The organism is Dokdonella fugitiva (genome assembly GCF_014138265.1).
Lineage (GTDB): Bacteria > Pseudomonadota > Gammaproteobacteria > Xanthomonadales > Rhodanobacteraceae > Dokdonella_A > Dokdonella_A fugitiva_A.
The window spans coordinates 266,086-282,860 of the sequence record NZ_JACGXL010000002.1; the positions used below are offsets into that span (position 1 = coordinate 266,086).

Below are 16,775 nucleotides of genomic sequence, written 5' to 3' on the forward strand. Positions count from 1 at the left end.
CCGCGGCACGCCGATGGCTCACCATAGTCCGCGCCCGCGTCACGCGCAATCGCAGTGGCCGACTGCGACGTGAACGGTGCGCAGGATCGGCAACACCGGTGCATCGGGCCGCGCGGCGGCGGCCGGAAATCCCCGTGCGGCACCGATGCGGCGTCGGAGCCGCCGCGGCGGCCGCGTCATGCATTCGTGCCGCGTTCATGCGGGCGGGCTAGGCGGCCGGCAACTGCGAGATGTCGGCGACGGCGAGGAACGAGCCGGCGACCGCGCCGAGCAGCGACAGGCGGTTCGCGCGCACGCGCTCGTCGTCGACCATGACCATGACGTCTTCGAAGTAGCGGTCGATCGGTTCGCGCAAGGTCGCGAGGCGCCTGAGCAGGCCGACGTAGTCGCGCTGTTCGACGTACGGCTTCGCGTCGACGAGTGCCGCGCGGTACGCCTCGCGCAATGCGCGCTCGGCGCCGTCTTCGAGCAGCGCATCGTCCACCGCGCCGAGGCCGATGCCGGCGGTCTGCCGCAGCAGGTTGTTGATGCGCTTGTTCGCCGCGGCGAGCGCACGCGCCTCGGGCAACGCCGCGAATTCGACCACCGCGCGCACGCGCCTGTCGAAGTCGGCGAGGTCGGGCGGCGCGAGTTCGCGCACGGCCTCGAACGCTTCCGCGGGAACGCCGCGATCGACGTAGTAGCCACGCAGGCGGTCGATGATGAAATCGTACAGTTCGGTCGCCAGCGCCGCTCGACGCTCGGCAGGATCGGGCGCGACGACGCGACCGTCCTTGCCCTTCGGCACGCCCGCAGCGAGCGCGCTGTCGGGCAGCTGCGCGAGTGCTTCGTCGAATTGCGCGCGCAGGTCGAGCGCGAGGCCGCCCTCGATCAAGGTGCGCGCGAGGCCGAGCGCGGCGCGGCGCAGCGCGAACGGATCCTTGTTGCCGGACGGCTTCATGCCGACCGCGAAGATGCCCGCGAGCGTGTCGATGCGCTCGGCGACCGCGAGCACCTGGCCGACCCGGCCTTGCGCGATGCCGTCACCGGCGAAACGCGGCCGGTAGAACTCGTCGAGCGCGAGCGCGACGTCGGCGTGCTCGCCGCTCGCGGTCGCGTAGTAGCGACCCATCGTGCCCTGCAGCTCGGGAAACTCGCCGACCATGCGCGTCATGAGGTCGCACTTGGACAGCGCCGCCGCGCGCGTCGCGAGCGCCGCGTCGACGTCGATGCCGGTGTCGCGCAGGCGGTTGGCGATCACGCGCGCGAGCTCGGCCACGCGCAACGTCTTGTCCCACACCGAGCCGAGCGACTGCTGGTAGGTGACGCTCTTCAACGCCTCCTGCTGCGCCGCGAGCGGCGATTCGAGGTCCTCGTCGAAGAAGAATTTCGCGTCGGCGAAACGCGGCCGGATCACGCGTTCGTAACCCTTGCGGATCTCGGCCGGATCCTTCGAATCGATGTTGGCGACGCCGATGAAGTGCTCGGTGAGGCGACCGTCGGCGTCGAATGCAGGTACGAACTTCTGGTTCGTCTCCATCGTCGTGACGAGTGCTTCCTGCGGCACGGCGAGGAAGTCGCGCTCGAACGCGCAGGCGATGCCGACCGGCCACTCGGTAAGGTTCGCGATCTCGTCGAGCAGCGCGTCGGACAGGCGTGGCACGGCACCCGCGGGCGCGACGCGCGCGACTTCGGCGCGAACGCGCGCACGCCGCTCGGCCGGATCGGCGAGCACTTTGGCCGCACGCAACGCGTCGAGCCACGACTCGGCGTCGACGACGTGCACGGGTTGCGGATGATGGAACCGGTGGCCGCGCGAACTGCGCCCGGACCTGAGGCCGAGGACCTGCGCATCGACCACGGCGTCGCCGTGCAGGATCACGAGCCAGTGCGCGGGGCGCACGAACGAATAGTCGTGGTCGCCCCAGCGCATCGGCTTGGGGATCGGCAGCGCCTTGAGCGCGTCGCCGACGATCTCCGGCAACAGCGCAGCGGTCGGCTGGCCCGGCTTCTCGCTGCGCGCGACGAAGCGCTCGCCCTTCGCGTCGGTCGTGCGTTGCAGCTGGTCGACGGCAAGGCCGTTCTTCGCGGCGAAACCGAGCAGCGCGGGCGTCGGTTGCCCGTTCGCGTCGAGACCGATGTTCGCATACGGGCCGAGCGCTTCGGACTTCTGCAGCGGCTGCTGCGCGGCGACGTCCGGCACCAGCACGGCGAGCCGGCGCGGCGAACAGTAGCGCCTCGCGGCGGCGACGTCCGCGGCGATGCCGCGCTTCACGAGGCCGTCGCAGATGCCGCTCGCGAACGCGGTCGCGAGTTCGTCGAGTGCCTTCGGCGGCAGCTCTTCGGTGCCGAGTTCGATCAGGAGGGGGGCGGTGGCTGGGCTCATGGCGGCAATCTTGGTTTGCCGTCATTCCCGCGCAGGGGGGAATGCGGCGATGACGTCGTGGTGGTCGGGAATCGTCTCAGGCGGCGGCGGGCGTCTTGCGCAGCGCCGGGAAGCCGAGCTTCTCGCGCTGCGCGTAGTACGCCTCGGCGACCGCGCGCGACAGCGTGCGCACGCGCAGGATGTAGCGCTGGCGTTCGGTCACGCTGATCGCGCGGCGCGCGTCGAGCAGGTTGAACGTGTGGCTCGCCTTCATGACCTGCTCGTACGCGGGCAGCGGCAGGCCCGCTTCGACGAGCCGCTTGGCCTCCGCCTCGCAGGTGTCGAACCAGTCGAACAGCTTGGCGACGTTGGCGTGCTCGAAGTTGTACGTGCTCTGCTCGACTTCGTTCTGGTGGAACACGTCGCCGTAGGTCACGACGCCGTGCGGCGCGCGCGTCCAGACGAGGTCGTACACGTTGTCGACGTTCTGCAGGTACATCGCGAGGCGCTCGAGCCCGTAGGTGATCTCGCCCGTGACCGGGCGGCATTCGAGGCCGCCCGCCTGCTGGAAATAGGTGAACTGGGTGACTTCCATGCCGTTGAGCCAGACCTCCCAGCCGAGGCCCCAGGCGCCGAGGGTCGGCGATTCCCAGTTGTCCTCGACGAAGCGCAGGTCGTGCACGAGCGGATCCACGCCGAGTGCCTTCAGCGAACCGATGTAGAGGTCGAGGATGTCGTCCGGGTTCGGCTTCAGCACGACCTGGTACTGGTAGTAGTGCTGCAGGCGGTTCGGGTTCTCGCCGTAGCGGCCGTCCGTCGGTCGACGCGACGGCTGCACGTACGCGGCCGCCCACGGCTCCGGGCCGATCGCGCGCAGGAACGTGGCCGGATGGAACGTGCCGGCGCCGACTTCGGTGTCGAGCGGCTGGATCAGCACGCAGCCTTGCTCGGCCCAGTAGCGGTTGAGGGTCTGGATGACTTCCTGGAAGGTCGGTCCGGGCATGCGCCAACTCACAAAGTTGCGTGCGAAAAGCGCGCTAGTATAGCGACGATACCCCTGCCGGACTCGCACCATGGCCAGCGTGACCCAGCTCCCGGGTGCCCCGAAACCGCACGCGCTCGGCCTGCACCGCCGACTCGACCTCGACGAGACGCTCGCCGCGCTGATCGGCGACGGGCTGCTGACCGAGGCCGACGCCAAGCGCGTCCGCGCCGACATCCGCACCACGCGCGGGCGCAGCGAGCTGCACCCGCTGGTGCTGGTGTCGAACCTCAAGCTCGTCGATCACCGCCAGCCGGACAAGCCGCTCAGCCTCGAAGTGCTGACGCAATGGCTCGCCGCGAAGGCCGGCCTGCCCTACCTCAAGATCGATCCGATGAAGATCGACGTCGCCAGCGTGACGCAGGTGGTCAGCCACGCCTACGCGCAGCGCTATCGCATCCTGCCGGTCGCGGTCAGCGAGATGCAGGTCGTGTTCGCGACGTCGGAGCCGTTCGACGCACGCTGGATGGCCGATCTCGGCCACATCCTGCGGCGCGACATCCAGCGCGTCGTCGCGAGCCCGCTCGACGTCAACCGCTACCTCGCCGAGTGGTGGAGCGTGCAGCGCTCGATCCAGCGCGCGAAGGACGCGAAGAACGACGTCCACGACGGCCGCGCGATCCTCAATTTCGAGCAGCTCGTCGAGCTCGGCAAGACCGGCGAGGTCGGCGCGGACGATCGTCACGTCGTGCACATCGTCGACTGGCTGCTGCAGTACGCGTTCGAGCAGCGCGCGTCCGACATCCATCTCGAGCCGCGCCGCGACATGAGCAACATGCGCTTCCGCATCGACGGCGTCATGCACAAGGTGTTCGAGTTGCCGACGCCGGTGATGACCGCGGTCACGTCGCGCATCAAGATCCTCGGTCGCATGGACGTCGCCGAGAAGCGCCGCCCGCAGGACGGCCGCATCAAGACGCGCTCGCAGGGCGGCCGCGAGGTCGAGCTGCGCCTGTCGACGATGCCGACCGCGTTCGGCGAGAAGGTCGTCATGCGCATCTTCGACCCGGACATCGTCGTCAAGGAGTTCCGCCAGCTCGGCTTTTCGCCGTCGGAGGAGACGGTCTGGCGCGAGATGGTCGAGCGCCCGCACGGCATCGTGCTGGTGACCGGCCCGACCGGCTCGGGCAAGACGACGACGCTGTACTCGACGCTAAAGCACCTCGCCACGCCCGACCTCAACGTCTGCACGGTCGAAGACCCGATCGAGATGGTCTCGCCCGAGTTCAACCAGATGCAGGTGCACGCGGCGATCGACCTCGATTTCGCCGCGGGCGTGCGCACGCTGCTGCGCCAGGACCCCGACATCATCATGGTCGGCGAAATCCGCGACCTCGAGACCGCGCAGATGGCGGTGCAGGCGTCGCTGACCGGCCATCTCGTGTTGTCGACCCTGCACACCAACGACGCGCCGAGCGCGCTCACCCGCCTGCTCGACCTCGGCGTGCCGAACTACCTGATCCAGTCGACCCTGACCGGCATCGTCGCGCAACGCCTCGTGCGCACGCTGTGCCCGCACTGCAAGGCCGAAGCGCCGCTCGACGTGCAGGCCTGGGCCGCGCTCACGCACCGCTGGCATCTCGCGCCACCGGCGAAGAACTACGGGCCGAAGGGCTGCCTCGAATGCCGCAAGACCGGCTTCCTCGGCCGCACCGGCATCTACGAGATGCTGCGCATCACGCCGGCGGTCCGCGCGCTGATCCAGCCCGACATGAATCTCGCGAAGCTGACCGAGACCGCCTACGCCGAAGGCATGCAGCCGCTGCGCGCGTCCGCCGCGGCGCAGGTCGCGCGTGGCGTCACCACGATTCCCGAAGTCATCAATGTCCTGCCGCCGACCGACTGACCGCCGACCCGCCGCGCGATTCCTGATCGTCCAGACCGGCAGCACGCTGCCCGCGGTGCGCGCGCGCCACGGTGATTTCCCCGACTGGTTCCGTTCCGGCGTCGGCCTGCACCGGCGCGACGTCGACGTCGTGCGCGCGCACGCGGGCGAACGGGTGCCCGATCCGCGCGCGTATGCGGCCGCGATCGTGACCGGATCGCCCGCGATGGTCAGCGAACGGCTGGCGTGGAGCGAAGCGACGGCCGCATGGCTGCGCGACGCGATCGCGCACGGATTGCCGATCCTCGGTGTCTGCTACGGCCACCAGCTGCTCGCGCACGCACTCGGCGGTCGCGTCGACTACCACGCGAGCGGGCGCGAGATCGGCACGGTCGACATCCAACGCCTGGCAGCCTCCGACGATGACGCCCTGCTCGCCGCGGCGCCGGCGCGCTTCGTCGCGCACGCTTCGCACCAGCAGAGCGTGCTCGAGTTGCCGGACGGTGCGGTCGTCCTCGCACGCTCTGCGCACGACCCGCACCACGCGGTGCGCTACGCGCCGCGCGTCTGGGGGCTGCAGTTCCACCCCGAATTCAGCGTCGAGATCATGCGCGGCTACCTGCGCGGCCGACCGCGTGCGGCCAACGGCGACTGCCCCGCCGGCTGCTGCCCGGCGCGCGAACACGCCCCTGCGCCGGCAGCGCGCCGGCTGTTGCGCCGCTTCCGCTCGATCGCGCTGGCGAACGCCTGAAGCGCCGCCCGGCGCGCAACCCCTTCCGCCTTACTTGCGCGCGCGGCCCGCGCGACGGATCGCGGCGAGCGGATCGCCGAGCTTGAGGCCCGACAGGTAGTCGCTGATCGCCTCGTTGGTGACGTCGTACAGCGGTCGACCCATGACCGCGGCGGCGGCCTTGAGGCTGTCACGTACGCGCTTGGAGACGCGCAGGCTGGCATCGCGCGCGTCGTCGGATTCTGCCGCAACTGTGGACTTCTTCATGTTCTCTCCCGGCACCGGTGTGTAACCGCACTTTATTTTGACTGTTTTAGAAGTGTAACTGTGATTAGGGCGCGGCAGGTAGGCCCGGGCGGACAACTGTGTGACGTTTTGTAACCTGAGCCAGGCCCAAGGCGGCCACGACGGCCACGACGGCGCGCCGGGCGCCCGAAGGGCCCGGCCGAGGAAGACCGGAAAATCAGCTCCGCGAAGCGGCGTCGGACGGGGGCGGGACGGGGCGGGCGAGGGTACGTGCGCCGAAGATGCCGACCTCGTACAGCAGGCACATCGGCACCGCGAGCATCGTCTGCGAGAGCACGTCCGGCGGGGTCAGCACGGCGGCGATCGCGAACGCCCCTACGATCGCATAGCGGCGGCCGGCGGAGAGCTGGTCGGGCGTGACGATGCCGAGCGCGACGAGGATGACGAGCACGACCGGCACCTCGAAGCAGAGGCCGAACGCGAGGAACAGCATGAGCACGAAGTCGAGATAGCGGCCGATGTCCGGCGTCACCGCGACCCCGGCCGGCGCGATGCCGGTCATGAATGCGAACACGGCCGGCAACACGAGGAAATAGGCGAACGCGCAGCCGACGTAGAACAGGATGACCGAGGACACGAGGATCGGCACGGCCAGGCGCTTCTCGTGGCGGTACAGCCCCGGCGCGACGAACGCCCAGAGCTGGTACAGCACGAACGGAATCGCGATGAACAGCGCGACGAAGAACGCGAGCTTGAGCGGGGTCAGGAACGGCGAGGCGACTTCGGTCGCGATCATCGTGCCGCCCTGCGGCAGGTGGTGGATCAGCGGCAGCGCGAGCCAGCCATAGAGCTTGTTCGCGAACGGCATCAGGCCGACCAGCACGAGCAGCACCGCGGCGACCGCCTTGAGCAGGCGCTCGCGCAGTTCGACCAGGTGCGAGATGAACGACTGCTCGCCGTCGTGCTCAGGTTCGCTCATCGGTCGGCGCTGCTGGCGGCGGTGGCGTTGGATTCACGCGTGCGGCGGCTTCGACGTCGGCCGCCGTCGCGTGGACGTCGGCGCGCACGTCGGCGGCGCGGCGTGCTTCGTCGATCGATTTCTTGAGGTCTTCGGCGGCGAGTTCGCGCTCGATCTCGCTGCGCACGTTCTGCCAGCTCGAGCGCGCACGGCGCACGAGCGCGCCGGCCGTGCGCGCGACGCGCGGCAGGCGCTCGGGGCCGAGCACGAGCAGGGCGACGACCGCGACGAGCGCGATCTCGCTGAAGCCGACATCGAACATGCGTATTCCCTGGGACCGGCGCGCTCGCGCGCGCCCGCACGTCAGTCGACGCGCTCGTTCTTGCTGGTGTTGTTCGCCGGGCCGGCGTTCGCCGCCGGCGGATCGGCCTTGAGCTGGGCCTGGTCGGCTTCGCCGTCCTGCATGCCCTTCTTGAAGCCCTTGATCGCAGCGCCGACGTCTTCGCCGACGTTGCGCAGCTTCTTGGTACCGAACACGAGGGCGATGATCGCCAGCAGGACCAACCAGTGCCAGATGCTGAAACTACCCATGGGACCACCCGACGAAATGACCGACGCGGCGCGTCGCGTTACTTCGTAGTGTACTCCTCCAGCAGGTCGCGGAAGTCGACCACGGCATTCGGCACGCCGGATACGCCGCCCTCGAAGATGCGCCGCGCGGTCACGCCATTGCCATACACGGCCTGGTTCGCGTCGTTGTCGATCTTCAGCGCGGTGCCGTCGAGCGCCGCCCCCGCGAACAGGCCGCGCGAGCGCGAATAGGAGTAGATCTCGGCCTTGAGCTGGGCGTCGGTCGACGCCTGTGCCGAGCGGCCGACCGGACCCGCGGCCGCCGAGGCGTCGGCACCGAGCGTGAACTTGCCGTGCACGATCGAATCGACGCCACGCTGCGTGCGGAACACGAGGATGACGTCGGTCGACGAGACACCGGCCTGGAAGCCGATGCTGCCGCCGGTCATGCTCACGAACGCGGGATTCGACCAGACGCCGTCGCGCGTCTTCACGGTGACGAGCCCGCTGCCGTGGCGACCGCCGATGACGAGGCCGGCCTTGATCACGTCCGGCACGACGGCGATCGCATGCGCGTTTTCGAGCAGGTCGCGCGGAATCGCCTTGTCCGGCGCTTCCATGACTTCCTTGAGCACGCGCACCGCGTTCTCGGCGAGCTTGTTCTCCTCTTCGCCCGCGCGCGCCGGCACGGTCATCGATGCGAGCACGGCGGACAGCAGGGCGAACAGGGTGGCACGCATGCGCGACTCCGGAAGGTGGATTCGGCCTACGTTAATCCGCGCGAGCTGAGCCGGCGATGAAGCGTGTTCAGGCGGGCCGGCCGCGACGATGCACGGCGACGGCCGCCACGAGCAGTATCGCGAGGACGCCGAAAGCGAGCGGCGAGCCGGCCGGCGCGGCCGCGGGCACGGCACCGGCGATGCATTGGGTGGAGCCGGTCGTGAAGCCCTTGATGCCGACTTGGCGCAGCGACTCGGGGCCGGTGATCGGACCAATCACGTGCACATGGCCGGTGTCGGGATCGATCGTCGCGAGATCGCTCCAGTCGGCGAGCGGGTCGGTGTCGTGTTCGGGTGGGATGTAGTTGATGACCGCCCACAACGTGCCGGCGTCGTCGAAGCTCATCGCGACCGAATTGACCCAACGCTGCAGGTCCGTGCCGAACGGACCGATCGCGGTGGCGGCGCCGGTGTCGCGATCGATCCGGTAGAACGTGTTGTCGCCCTTGCCGCCGGCGCCGTAGAGTGTGTTGCCGCGTGCGACGAGGCCCGTGATCGTGTGCCCGGTCGGACCGACGAGGGTGGTCGCGCCGCTGGCCGGGTCGACGGTCCAGATCTTGTTCGCGACCGCCGAGACGAGCCAGAGCGTGTCGTCGCAGCTCGACGTCATGTTGAGGTCGAGCGCGTCGTTGCGGGTCGGATCACCCTGGCCGGTGAGGCCGAAATCGCCGATCACGCTCGCGCTGCCGCTGTCCGCATCGATGCGCACGAGCAGCTTGAAACCGCCCGCTGCCGCGTACAGCGAGCCGTCGCGCAGGGTGGTGAGGCCACTGATGTTGCCGATCAGCTGGCCGGCGTAGCGGCCCGCCTCGCCGACGCGCGTCGCCTCGTGCTTGTCGAGGTCGATGCGGTACAAGGTGTCGAACGCCTCTCCATAGGCGGTCGCCGCCTGCGCCGGAACGGCGGCGACGGCAAGCATCCCTGCTGCGATGACGCAGGTCAGTGGGCGCATGGCGGCATGTTATCGTTATGGTAATCGTCTGCCCCGCGGTTGTTCCGCGTGGCGGCCCGAGTCTACCAGTAACGTCAACGCCGTCAAAACCTTAGCTTCCGGCGGCCTCGCGCAGGGTCGCCGCACGGCGGCCCCCCTGCCCGAACCCACGATGCCGCGCTACTTCGGACTGTCCAACCACCGCCACGGCGATCCCGTCGCCGCCGGCGTGCTGCTCGTCAACCTCGGCACGCCCGATGCGCCGACACCGCGCGCAGTGCGGCGCTATCTCGCCGAGTTCCTTGCCGATCCGCGCGTGGTCGAGCTGCCGCGCTGGCTCTGGCGCACGATCCTGCACGGCTACGTGCTGCGCGTGCGGCCGGCGCGCTCGGCCGCCCTGTACCAGCGCATCTGGACGCCCGAAGGCTCGCCGCTGGCGACCGGCACGGACGCACTCGCGCAGCGGCTGCAGGCGGCGCTGCGCGCGCAACGCCCCGGCCCGATCCTCGTGCGCCACGCGATGCGCTACGGGCGGCCCGGTCTGCGCGCGGCACTGCGCGACTTCGCCGCGGCCGGCGTGCGGCGCCTGATCGTGCTGCCGCTGTTCCCGCAGTACTCGGCGACGACGACGGCATCGGTGTTCGATGCGGTCGCGCGCGAATTCGCCGGCTGGCGCTGGCCGCCGGAGCTGCGTTTCGTCAACGATTACCACGCCGAGCCGCTGTACATCGAGGCGCTGGCGCGCAGCGTCGAAGCGCACTGGCAACGCCACGGCCGCGCGCAGCGGCTGCTGCTGTCGTTCCACGGGATTCCCGAGAAGAACCTGCATCACGGCGACCCGTACTACTGCCAGTGCCAGGCGACCGCGCGGCGCCTGCGCGAGCGCCTCGGCCTGGACGAATCCGATCTCGTCGTCACGTTCCAGTCGCGCGTGGGCCGCGCGAAGTGGCTGCAGCCGTACACCGACATGACCCTGGGCACGTTGCCCGCCGAAGGGGTCGGGCACGTGCAGGTGCTCTGCCCCGGTTTCGCGGTCGACTGCCTGGAGACGCTCGAGGAAATCGCGATCGGCAACCACGCGCGGTTCCTGCACGCGGGCGGTGAACGCTTCGACTACATCCCGGCGCTCAACGCCGGCGACGACCACGTCACCGCGCTCGCCGAGCTCGTGCTGCGCCACGGCCAGGGCTGGAGCGAATTCGATCCGGGCTGGGACGCGACGCGCGCGAACGCCCAACTGGCCGCCGCGCGCACGCGGCACGAACGGATCCGCGATGCGCAGCGCTGAAGAGCTGCGCATCGACTTGCCGGCGGCGACGCTCGCCGCGAAGCGCTGGGGCGATCCTTCGGCACCGCCGCTGCTCGCACTGCACGGCTGGCTCGACAACGCGGGCTCGTTCGACGAACTCGCGCCGCGGCTCGCTGCGCGCTGGCAGGTCGTCGCCCTCGACCTGCGCGGCCACGGCCGGTCTTCGCACATCGGCGCGGGCGCGTGGTACCACTACGTCGACTATTTCGACGACATCGGCGCCGTGCTCGGCCATTTCGGCTGGGCGCGTGCGGACCTGCTCGGCCACTCGCTCGGCGGCACGCTCGCGAGCCTGTTTGCGGCGGCATATCCCGAACGCGTCGGCGAGCTGCTGCTCGTCGAAGCGCTCGGTCCTCTGACGACGACGCTCGAGGATGCGCTGCCGCAGCTGCGCCGCGCGCTCGACCAGCATGCCGCGTTCGCCGCGCGGCGGCCGCTGCGCGTGTTCGCGACGCTCGACGAAGCCGTCGCCGCGCGCATGATGGCGAACGATCTTTCCGATGCGGCCGCGCGCGCGATCGTCGCGCGCGGCGTGCAGGCGGTGGACGGCGGTTACGTCTGGTCGAGCGATCCACGCCTCACGCTCGCGAGCCCGCAACGTTACGGCGAGGAACAGGTGCGCGCGATGCTGCGTGGCATCCGCGCGCGCACGCGCCTCGTGCTCGCCGATCCGTCGACGAGCTACCTGCCGACCGCGATGATGGATGCGCGCGCCGCGTGCGTCGCGGACATCCGCGTCACGCGCGTGCCGGGCCATCATCACTTGCATCTGGAGAACGCTGCAGCAGTGGCTGATGCGCTGCTGGTCGAAACGAAAGACTGATGCACCGAGCGCACGAAGAAAGCGCAAAGCTGAAGTCTTTTCCCCGCGCTCCGTGTTTCAGTCTTTTCCTTTCTCGATCGCCTTGGCCCGGTCCATTCCATCGGACGCCTGCGTCAGGGCGAAATCCAACCGAGATTGACGGCGACGATGAACGCGACGGCGACGAGCGACAAGCCCGCTATTGTGCCGAGCAGATAGTGCAATACGTCGCGACGTGCGCGACTCACGCCTGGATCAGGCGACTCAGCTCGGCCTTGAGCGCCTGGCCGTTGAGGCGCAACCAGTCGCGCTGTTCGCGCCAGTCGGGCATGAGCTTCTCGACCAGCGCCCAGAAGCGCGGCGAGTGGCTACGGATGCGCAGGTGACACAGTTCGTGCACGACCACGTAGCGAAGCGCCGCGGGCGGCGCGAGCGCGAGCGCGAGGTCGAGCGTAACGCGGTCGCGCGTGTCGAGACTGCCCCACAGGCTCTTCAGCGGCCGCAGCTTGACCGCGGTCGGCGCACGGCCGAGTTCGGGGCAATAGCGCGCGAGCCAGCGGCTCACGTCGCGGCGGATCTGCGCTTCGAGGAACGAACGCAGCAGCGCGCGGGCCGCGGGCAGGGTCGACTTGCCGTGGGGACGCGGCAAGGTCAGCACGAGGCGGTCTTCGAGCTGCTCGATCTGCGGGTAGGCGCCGTCGCGCCACGACAGGCGCGTAGTCTCGCCACGCAACGGCATCACGGTCGCCGCACCCGGCTTCAGCGCGGGCGGCGCCGAGCCGAGGCTGAGTTCGTCGAGCTTGCGCTCGAGCCATTCACCGTGCTTGCGCAGGAATGCGAACACCTGGGCCGGATGCGTGCCTTCGGGATAGGTGACGCGCGCTCCGCCCGGCGTCACGGTCAGGCGCAGGCGGCGCGCCTGCGGATGGCTCTTGCGCAACACCTTGATCGTTTCGCCGGCCGGCGTCGCCAGTTCAAGGTAGTCGTGCGCAAGTTCCACTTCATTTCTCCGACAGATCCGCGCGCGCGGCGCTCAGTCGCGCTCGCCCGGACGGGGAATTCCGAACCACTTTTCCAATCGCTCGAACAGGTTCTTCAATTCGAGCGTCATCAACGCAAATGTCGCATCGAGTTCGGCGCGCGCCGATTCCGCGGTCCCGTCGCCGAGCTCGTCGAGCACGCCGTCGAGGAAGCGGAGCTTGCGCACGACGAGATCTTCGCCGAGCACGAAACCCATCCGGTCGTCGAACACGAGGCCAAGCTGGAAGACCTGCTTGCCCGACTTCAGATGCTCCCGGATTTCGTCCGATTCAAGGTCCTGCCGACGGCAGCGAACGATCGCGCCCGCTTCGGCCGGATCCCGCAATTCGACCTCCTCGCCGAGCACCAGTCCTGCCGGCAGTTTCCCATCTATCAGCCAGCCCGTCATCAGGTTGCGCGGGGATTCCGACGGCGCCATCGGCGTAGCCGGGAAGCGGCCGAGCGCCTCGCGCACCTGACTGACGGCGTCCTCGGCCGCCTTCCGGCTCGCGCTGTCGACGACGAACCACCCCTGCTCGGCATCGAGATAAGCAGACAGCCGTGACGGGCGTATGAACGCGCGCGGTAAAAGTTCCGAAATTACCTCGTCCTTCAATCGTTTGCGTTCTTTCGCGCCGGGCCGGCGACCCTCCTTGTCGGCGATCTTCGCGATGCGGTCGGCGAGTTCCTCGGCCACCACGACGCCCGGCAACAGGCGTTCCTCGGCACCGATCGTGACGAGCGAATATGCACCGGTCTGGTGCAACAGTTCCTCGCTGTCGCGCCCGTACGGCGACACGAAGCCGCGGGTCGCCAGTTCCAGCGGCCCGCAATCGCGCAATCGGTGTGAATCGAGGTCTTTTGGCAGGTGTTTGATGCTTTTGGTGACACTTTCGGGAAAACGGAACAGGCTGAGGTTGCGGAAGAACATGGCGGGACCGGATTCGGGTTCGGGAACGGGGTTCGTGGGCGCGATTCGCGGTCGGGGTTCGCGAAGCGTGGCGGACGTGTCATCGCGCGGAAAGCGGGAATCGACGTGGTCGCGCGTAGGTGGATCGCGATGGGATTGCGGCTTTCACCGGAATGCCGGGCAGGACAACGATGCGCAAGGACGCCGTAACGACGGCGGCTGCGGTCAGCTCGGGCCGTCGTCCGCACGCGCGGGCTCCGTGCCGGCGAGCCACGCCTGCGCGTCGGCGCGCCCGGCTACGGGATTCGCGCCGAGCCCGGCGAAATCGAACAGGCTGCGATCGGCGAGCTGCGACGGCGCGACGTTGCCGAGCGCACGGAAGATCGTCTCCGTGCGCCCCGGATGCTTCTTCTCCCACTCGGCGAGCATCGCCTTGATCGTCTTGCGCTGCAGGTTCTCCTGCGAGCCGCAGAGGTTGCACGGCATGATCGGGAAACCCTGCTGTTCGGCGTACGCCGCGATGTCGTCCTCGGCGCAGTACGCCAGCGGGCGGATCAGCACGTTGCGGCCGTCGTCCGAGCGCAGCTTCGGCGGCATCGCCTTCAGCGTCGCCTGGTGGAACAGGTTGAGGAACATCGTCTCGACGATGTCGTCGCGGTGGTGGCCGAGCGCGATCTTCGTGTAGCCGCGTTCGGCCGCGTGCGTATAGAGCGAGCCGCGGCGCAGGCGCGAACACAGGCTGCACATCGTCTTGCCTTCGAGGATCACGCGCTTGACGACGCTGTAGGTATCCTGCTCGAGGATCTCGAAGCGTACGCCGAGGCCGCGCAGGTAGTCCGGCAGGATCGCCGGATCATAGCCCGGCTGCTTCTGGTCGAGATGCACCGCGACGAGCTCGAAGCGTACCGGCGCCTTCGCCTGCAGCTTGAGCAGGATGTCGAGCAGCGTGTACGAGTCCTTGCCGCCGGACAGGCAGACCATGACGCGGTCGCCGTCTTCGATCATGTTGAAATCGGCGATCGCCTGGCCGACCTGGTGGCGCAGGCGCTTGGCCAGCTTGGCGGTTTCGTAGTCGTGCTTGCGGGACGGAATCGCGTTCATGACCGCCTATTGTAGTCGGCGCCGGCGCCGGTTCCGAGACGCCCTCGCACGGACCGTTGCCTTCACTTCCGCGACCGCCGCCGATACGGCAAAATTCGCGCCCTCTGCGCACCGGGACGGAATCCGGGCGAATCCCTCGTCTTCCGCACGTCCGTCGCCCGGCGCCGCCGGCATCGCGCGTGCCCATCCGGAGTTGCGTCATGACCAGCCCGAGCGTCGATACCGCCCGCCTCGCCAATGCAATCCGCTTCCTCTCCGCGGACGCGGTCGAGCAGGCGAAATCGGGCCATCCCGGCATGCCGATGGGCATGGCCGAGATCGCGGTCGCGTTGTGGACGCGCCATCTCAGGCACAACCCGGCCAACCCGCACTGGGCCGATCGCGACCGCTTCGTCGTCTCCAACGGCCACGGCTCGATGCTGCTCTATTCGCTGCTGCACCTGACCGGCTACGACCTGCCGCTGGCCGAGCTCAAGGCATTCCGCCAGCTGCATTCGAAGACGCCGGGCCATCCCGAAGTGCATGTGACCCCGGGCGTCGAGACGACCACCGGTCCGCTCGGGCAGGGTCTCGCCAACGCGGTCGGCATGGCGCTGGCGGAGAAGCTGCTCGCGGCCGAGTTCAACACCGACGACGCGCGCGTGGTCGACCACGCCACCTACGTGTTCCTCGGCGACGGCTGCCTCATGGAAGGCATCTCGCACGAAGCCTGCGCGCTCGCGGGCACGTGGCAGCTCGGCAAGCTGATCGCGCTGTACGACGACAACGGCATCTCGATCGACGGCCAGGTGCAGGGCTGGTTCACCGACGACACCGCGGCGCGCTTCCGCGCCTACGGCTGGCAGGTGATCGGACCGATCGACGGCCACGACGTCGATGCGGTCGATCGCGCGATCCGCGAAGCGAAGGAACACACGACCCAGCCGAGCTTCATCATCTGCCGCACGACGATCGGCAAGGGCGCCCCGACGCGCGCGGGCACCGCCAAGGCGCACGGCGAGGCGCTCGGTGCCGACGAACTCGCGGCGACGCGCAAGGCGCTCGGCTGGGAACACGCGCCGTTCGAGATCCCGGCCGACATCGTCGCGGCGTGGGACGCGCGCGCAGCCGGTGCTCGGCACGAAGCGGAGTGGAACGCGCGCCGCGACGGCTATCGCGCGAAGCACGCGGACCGCGCCGCCGAACTCGAGCGCCGCCTCGCCGGCGAACTGCCGGCCGACTTCGCCGAACGCGCCGCGAAGCTCGTCGCCGAAGCGAACGCGAAGGCCGAAACCGTCGCCTCGCGCAAGGCGAGTCAGTACGCACTCGAGGCGTTCGCGCCCGCGCTGCCGGAAATGCTCGGCGGCTCGGCCGACCTCACCCACTCGAACCTCACGTTGTGGAAAGGCGCGCCGCTACTCGCCGGCGGCGGCACCGGCCGGCACATCAGTTACGGCGTGCGCGAGTTCGGCATGGCCGCGATCATGAACGGCATCGCGCTGCACGGGGGCTACATCCCGTTCGGCGGTACCTTCCTCACCTTCAGCGACTACAGCCGCAACGCGATCCGCATGGCCGCGCTGATGAACCAGCGCGTGATCCACGTGTTCACGCACGACTCGATCGGCCTCGGCGAGGACGGCCCGACGCACCAGTCGATCGAGCACGTGTCGAGCCTGCGCCTGATCCCGAACCTCGACGTCTGGCGCCCGTGCGACACGGTCGAGACCGCCGTCGCTTGGAAGCTCGCGCTCGAACGCCGCAACGCGCCGACCGCGCTCGCACTGTCGCGGCAGAACCTGCCGTTCGTGCCGCGCAGCGATGCACAGATCGCCGCGATCGAACGCGGCGGCTACGTGCTCGCCGACAGCGACGGCGCGCCTGCGCGCATCCTCGTCGCGACCGGATCGGAAGTCGGCCTCGCGCTCGCAGCGAAGAAGCTCCTCGACGCCGACGGCCTGCCGACGCGCGTCGTGTCGATGCCGTCGACGGAAGCGTTCGACCGCCAGGACGATGCGTATCGCGCGTCGGTGCTGCAGGCCGGCGTGCCGAAGGTCGCGATCGAAGCGGGGACGACGGCATCGTGGTGGAAGTACGTGCGCGGCGACGGCAACGTCGTCGGCATCGATCGCTACGGCGAATCCGCGCCGGCCGGCAAGCTGTTCGAGTTCTTCGGTTTCACGCCGGAGAACGTCGCTGCGGTGGCGAAGAACGCGTAGGGCGGGTGTA

At 69.2% G+C, this 16,775-nt stretch carries 16 protein-coding genes; 5 read left to right on the top strand and 11 right to left on the bottom strand.

Annotated elements, in window-relative coordinates; genetic code table 11:
* Window positions 1–208: 208 nt before the first annotated feature.
* Entirely contained in the window at window positions 209–2,365 is a 2,157-nt protein-coding gene (glyS, locus tag FHW12_RS07360) for a glycine--tRNA ligase subunit beta (protein WP_182530364.1), read from the bottom strand.
* A 76-nt stretch (window positions 2,366–2,441) separates the two neighbouring features.
* A complete protein-coding gene (gene glyQ, locus FHW12_RS07365) occupies window positions 2,442–3,347 on the bottom strand; it encodes a glycine--tRNA ligase subunit alpha (RefSeq protein ID WP_182530365.1) in 906 nt (301 codons plus the stop codon).
* A gap of 70 nt (window positions 3,348–3,417) precedes the next feature.
* On the opposite strand from glyQ, the gene FHW12_RS07370 reads away from it, so the two are divergent.
* Both FHW12_RS07370 and FHW12_RS07375 read left to right on the top strand, forming a co-directional pair.
* Window positions 3,418–5,232 carry a GspE/PulE family protein gene (locus FHW12_RS07370; protein WP_182530366.1) on the top strand — a complete coding sequence of 605 codons (1,815 nt, stop codon included), beginning with the start codon at window positions 3,418–3,420 and terminating at the stop codon, window positions 5,230–5,232.
* A complete protein-coding gene (locus FHW12_RS07375; protein ID WP_182530367.1) occupies window positions 5,210–5,962 on the top strand; it encodes a glutamine amidotransferase in 753 nt (250 codons plus the stop codon). Before FHW12_RS07370 ends, FHW12_RS07375 begins: the two co-directional genes overlap by 23 nt.
* Window positions 5,963–5,992: 30 nt before the next feature.
* Here FHW12_RS07375 and FHW12_RS07380 read toward each other — a convergent pair whose 3' ends face one another.
* The 6 genes from FHW12_RS07380 to FHW12_RS07405 all read right to left on the bottom strand — a co-directional run bounded on the left by FHW12_RS07380 (window position 5,993) and on the right by FHW12_RS07405 (window position 9,413).
* Window positions 5,993–6,208 carry a hypothetical protein gene (locus FHW12_RS07380; RefSeq protein ID WP_182530368.1) on the bottom strand — a complete coding sequence of 72 codons (216 nt, stop codon included), beginning with the start codon at window positions 6,206–6,208 and terminating at the stop codon, window positions 5,993–5,995.
* 196 nt (window positions 6,209–6,404) lie between these two features.
* Window positions 6,405–7,166: a twin-arginine translocase subunit TatC gene (tatC, locus tag FHW12_RS07385; protein WP_182530369.1), complete on the bottom strand. Its 762-nt coding sequence runs from the start codon at window positions 7,164–7,166 to the stop codon at window positions 6,405–6,407.
* On the bottom strand, window positions 7,153–7,467 hold the full coding sequence (tatB, locus tag FHW12_RS21785) for a Sec-independent protein translocase protein TatB (RefSeq protein WP_182530370.1): 315 nt from the start codon (window positions 7,465–7,467) through the stop codon (window positions 7,153–7,155). Before tatB ends, tatC begins: the two co-directional genes overlap by 14 nt.
* Before the next feature lie 41 nt (window positions 7,468–7,508).
* Window positions 7,509–7,736: a Sec-independent protein translocase subunit TatA gene (gene tatA, locus FHW12_RS07395; protein WP_182530371.1), complete on the bottom strand. Its 228-nt coding sequence runs from the start codon at window positions 7,734–7,736 to the stop codon at window positions 7,509–7,511.
* A 38-nt stretch (window positions 7,737–7,774) separates the two neighbouring features.
* Complete coding sequence (locus FHW12_RS07400; RefSeq protein WP_182530372.1) at window positions 7,775–8,455, bottom strand: lipid-binding SYLF domain-containing protein; 681 nt, start codon at window positions 8,453–8,455, stop codon at window positions 7,775–7,777.
* Between the two features lie 67 nt (window positions 8,456–8,522).
* Window positions 8,523–9,413, bottom strand: a complete 891-nt coding sequence (locus FHW12_RS07405; protein WP_182530373.1) for a hypothetical protein — start codon at window positions 9,411–9,413, stop codon at window positions 8,523–8,525.
* A 184-nt stretch (window positions 9,414–9,597) separates the two neighbouring features.
* On the opposite strand from FHW12_RS07405, the gene hemH reads away from it, so the two are divergent.
* Window positions 9,598–10,713, top strand: coding sequence for a ferrochelatase (hemH, locus tag FHW12_RS07410; protein WP_182530374.1), 1,116 nt, complete (start codon window positions 9,598–9,600; stop codon window positions 10,711–10,713).
* Window positions 10,700–11,557 (top strand): alpha/beta fold hydrolase, encoded by an 858-nt coding sequence (locus FHW12_RS07415; RefSeq protein ID WP_182530375.1) that lies wholly within the window; start codon window positions 10,700–10,702, stop codon window positions 11,555–11,557. Before hemH ends, FHW12_RS07415 begins: the two co-directional genes overlap by 14 nt.
* Before the next feature lie 223 nt (window positions 11,558–11,780).
* On the opposite strand, the gene FHW12_RS07420 is transcribed toward FHW12_RS07415, so the two are convergent.
* From FHW12_RS07420 to ttcA, 3 genes are all read right to left on the bottom strand, one after another.
* Window positions 11,781–12,536, bottom strand: a complete 756-nt coding sequence (locus FHW12_RS07420; protein WP_182530376.1) for a M48 family metallopeptidase — start codon at window positions 12,534–12,536, stop codon at window positions 11,781–11,783.
* Between the two features lie 33 nt (window positions 12,537–12,569).
* Window positions 12,570–13,487 (bottom strand): recombination-associated protein RdgC, encoded by a 918-nt coding sequence (locus tag FHW12_RS07425; protein ID WP_182530377.1) that lies wholly within the window; start codon window positions 13,485–13,487, stop codon window positions 12,570–12,572.
* A 204-nt stretch (window positions 13,488–13,691) separates the two neighbouring features.
* Window positions 13,692–14,567 carry a tRNA 2-thiocytidine(32) synthetase TtcA gene (ttcA, locus tag FHW12_RS07430; RefSeq protein ID WP_182530378.1) on the bottom strand — a complete coding sequence of 292 codons (876 nt, stop codon included), beginning with the start codon at window positions 14,565–14,567 and terminating at the stop codon, window positions 13,692–13,694.
* 200 nt (window positions 14,568–14,767) lie between these two features.
* Between ttcA and tkt the strand changes: the two genes are divergently transcribed.
* Window positions 14,768–16,765 (top strand): transketolase, encoded by a 1,998-nt coding sequence (tkt, locus tag FHW12_RS07435; protein ID WP_182530379.1) that lies wholly within the window; start codon window positions 14,768–14,770, stop codon window positions 16,763–16,765.
* Window positions 16,766–16,775 lie beyond the last annotated feature (10 nt).

Bases quoted from the DNA above. Each gene is read 5' to 3' on its own strand.
- FHW12_RS07425 (WP_182530377.1), bottom strand. From the start codon at position 13,487: ATGTTCTTCCGCAACCTCAGCCTGTTCCGTTTTCCCGAAAGTGTCACC.
- FHW12_RS07400 (WP_182530372.1), bottom strand. From the start codon at position 8,455: ATGCGTGCCACCCTGTTCGCCCTGCTGTCCGCCGTGCTCGCATCGATG.
- FHW12_RS07380 (WP_182530368.1), bottom strand. From the start codon at position 6,208: ATGAAGAAGTCCACAGTTGCGGCAGAATCCGACGACGCGCGCGATGCC.
- tatC (WP_182530369.1), bottom strand. From the start codon at position 7,166: ATGAGCGAACCTGAGCACGACGGCGAGCAGTCGTTCATCTCGCACCTG.
- tatA (WP_182530371.1), bottom strand. From the start codon at position 7,736: ATGGGTAGTTTCAGCATCTGGCACTGGTTGGTCCTGCTGGCGATCATC.
- tkt (WP_182530379.1), top strand. From the start codon at position 14,768: ATGACCAGCCCGAGCGTCGATACCGCCCGCCTCGCCAATGCAATCCGC.
- FHW12_RS07415 (WP_182530375.1), top strand. From the start codon at position 10,700: ATGCGCAGCGCTGAAGAGCTGCGCATCGACTTGCCGGCGGCGACGCTC.
- FHW12_RS07375 (WP_182530367.1), top strand. From the start codon at position 5,210: ATGTCCTGCCGCCGACCGACTGACCGCCGACCCGCCGCGCGATTCCTG.
- tatB (WP_182530370.1), bottom strand. From the start codon at position 7,467: ATGTTCGATGTCGGCTTCAGCGAGATCGCGCTCGTCGCGGTCGTCGCC.
- glyQ (WP_182530365.1), bottom strand. From the start codon at position 3,347: ATGCCCGGACCGACCTTCCAGGAAGTCATCCAGACCCTCAACCGCTAC.
- ttcA (WP_182530378.1), bottom strand. From the start codon at position 14,567: ATGAACGCGATTCCGTCCCGCAAGCACGACTACGAAACCGCCAAGCTG.
- FHW12_RS07370 (WP_182530366.1), top strand. From the start codon at position 3,418: ATGGCCAGCGTGACCCAGCTCCCGGGTGCCCCGAAACCGCACGCGCTC.
- hemH (WP_182530374.1), top strand. From the start codon at position 9,598: ATGCCGCGCTACTTCGGACTGTCCAACCACCGCCACGGCGATCCCGTC.
- FHW12_RS07405 (WP_182530373.1), bottom strand. From the start codon at position 9,413: ATGCTTGCCGTCGCCGCCGTTCCGGCGCAGGCGGCGACCGCCTATGGA.
- glyS (WP_182530364.1), bottom strand. From the start codon at position 2,365: ATGAGCCCAGCCACCGCCCCCCTCCTGATCGAACTCGGCACCGAAGAG.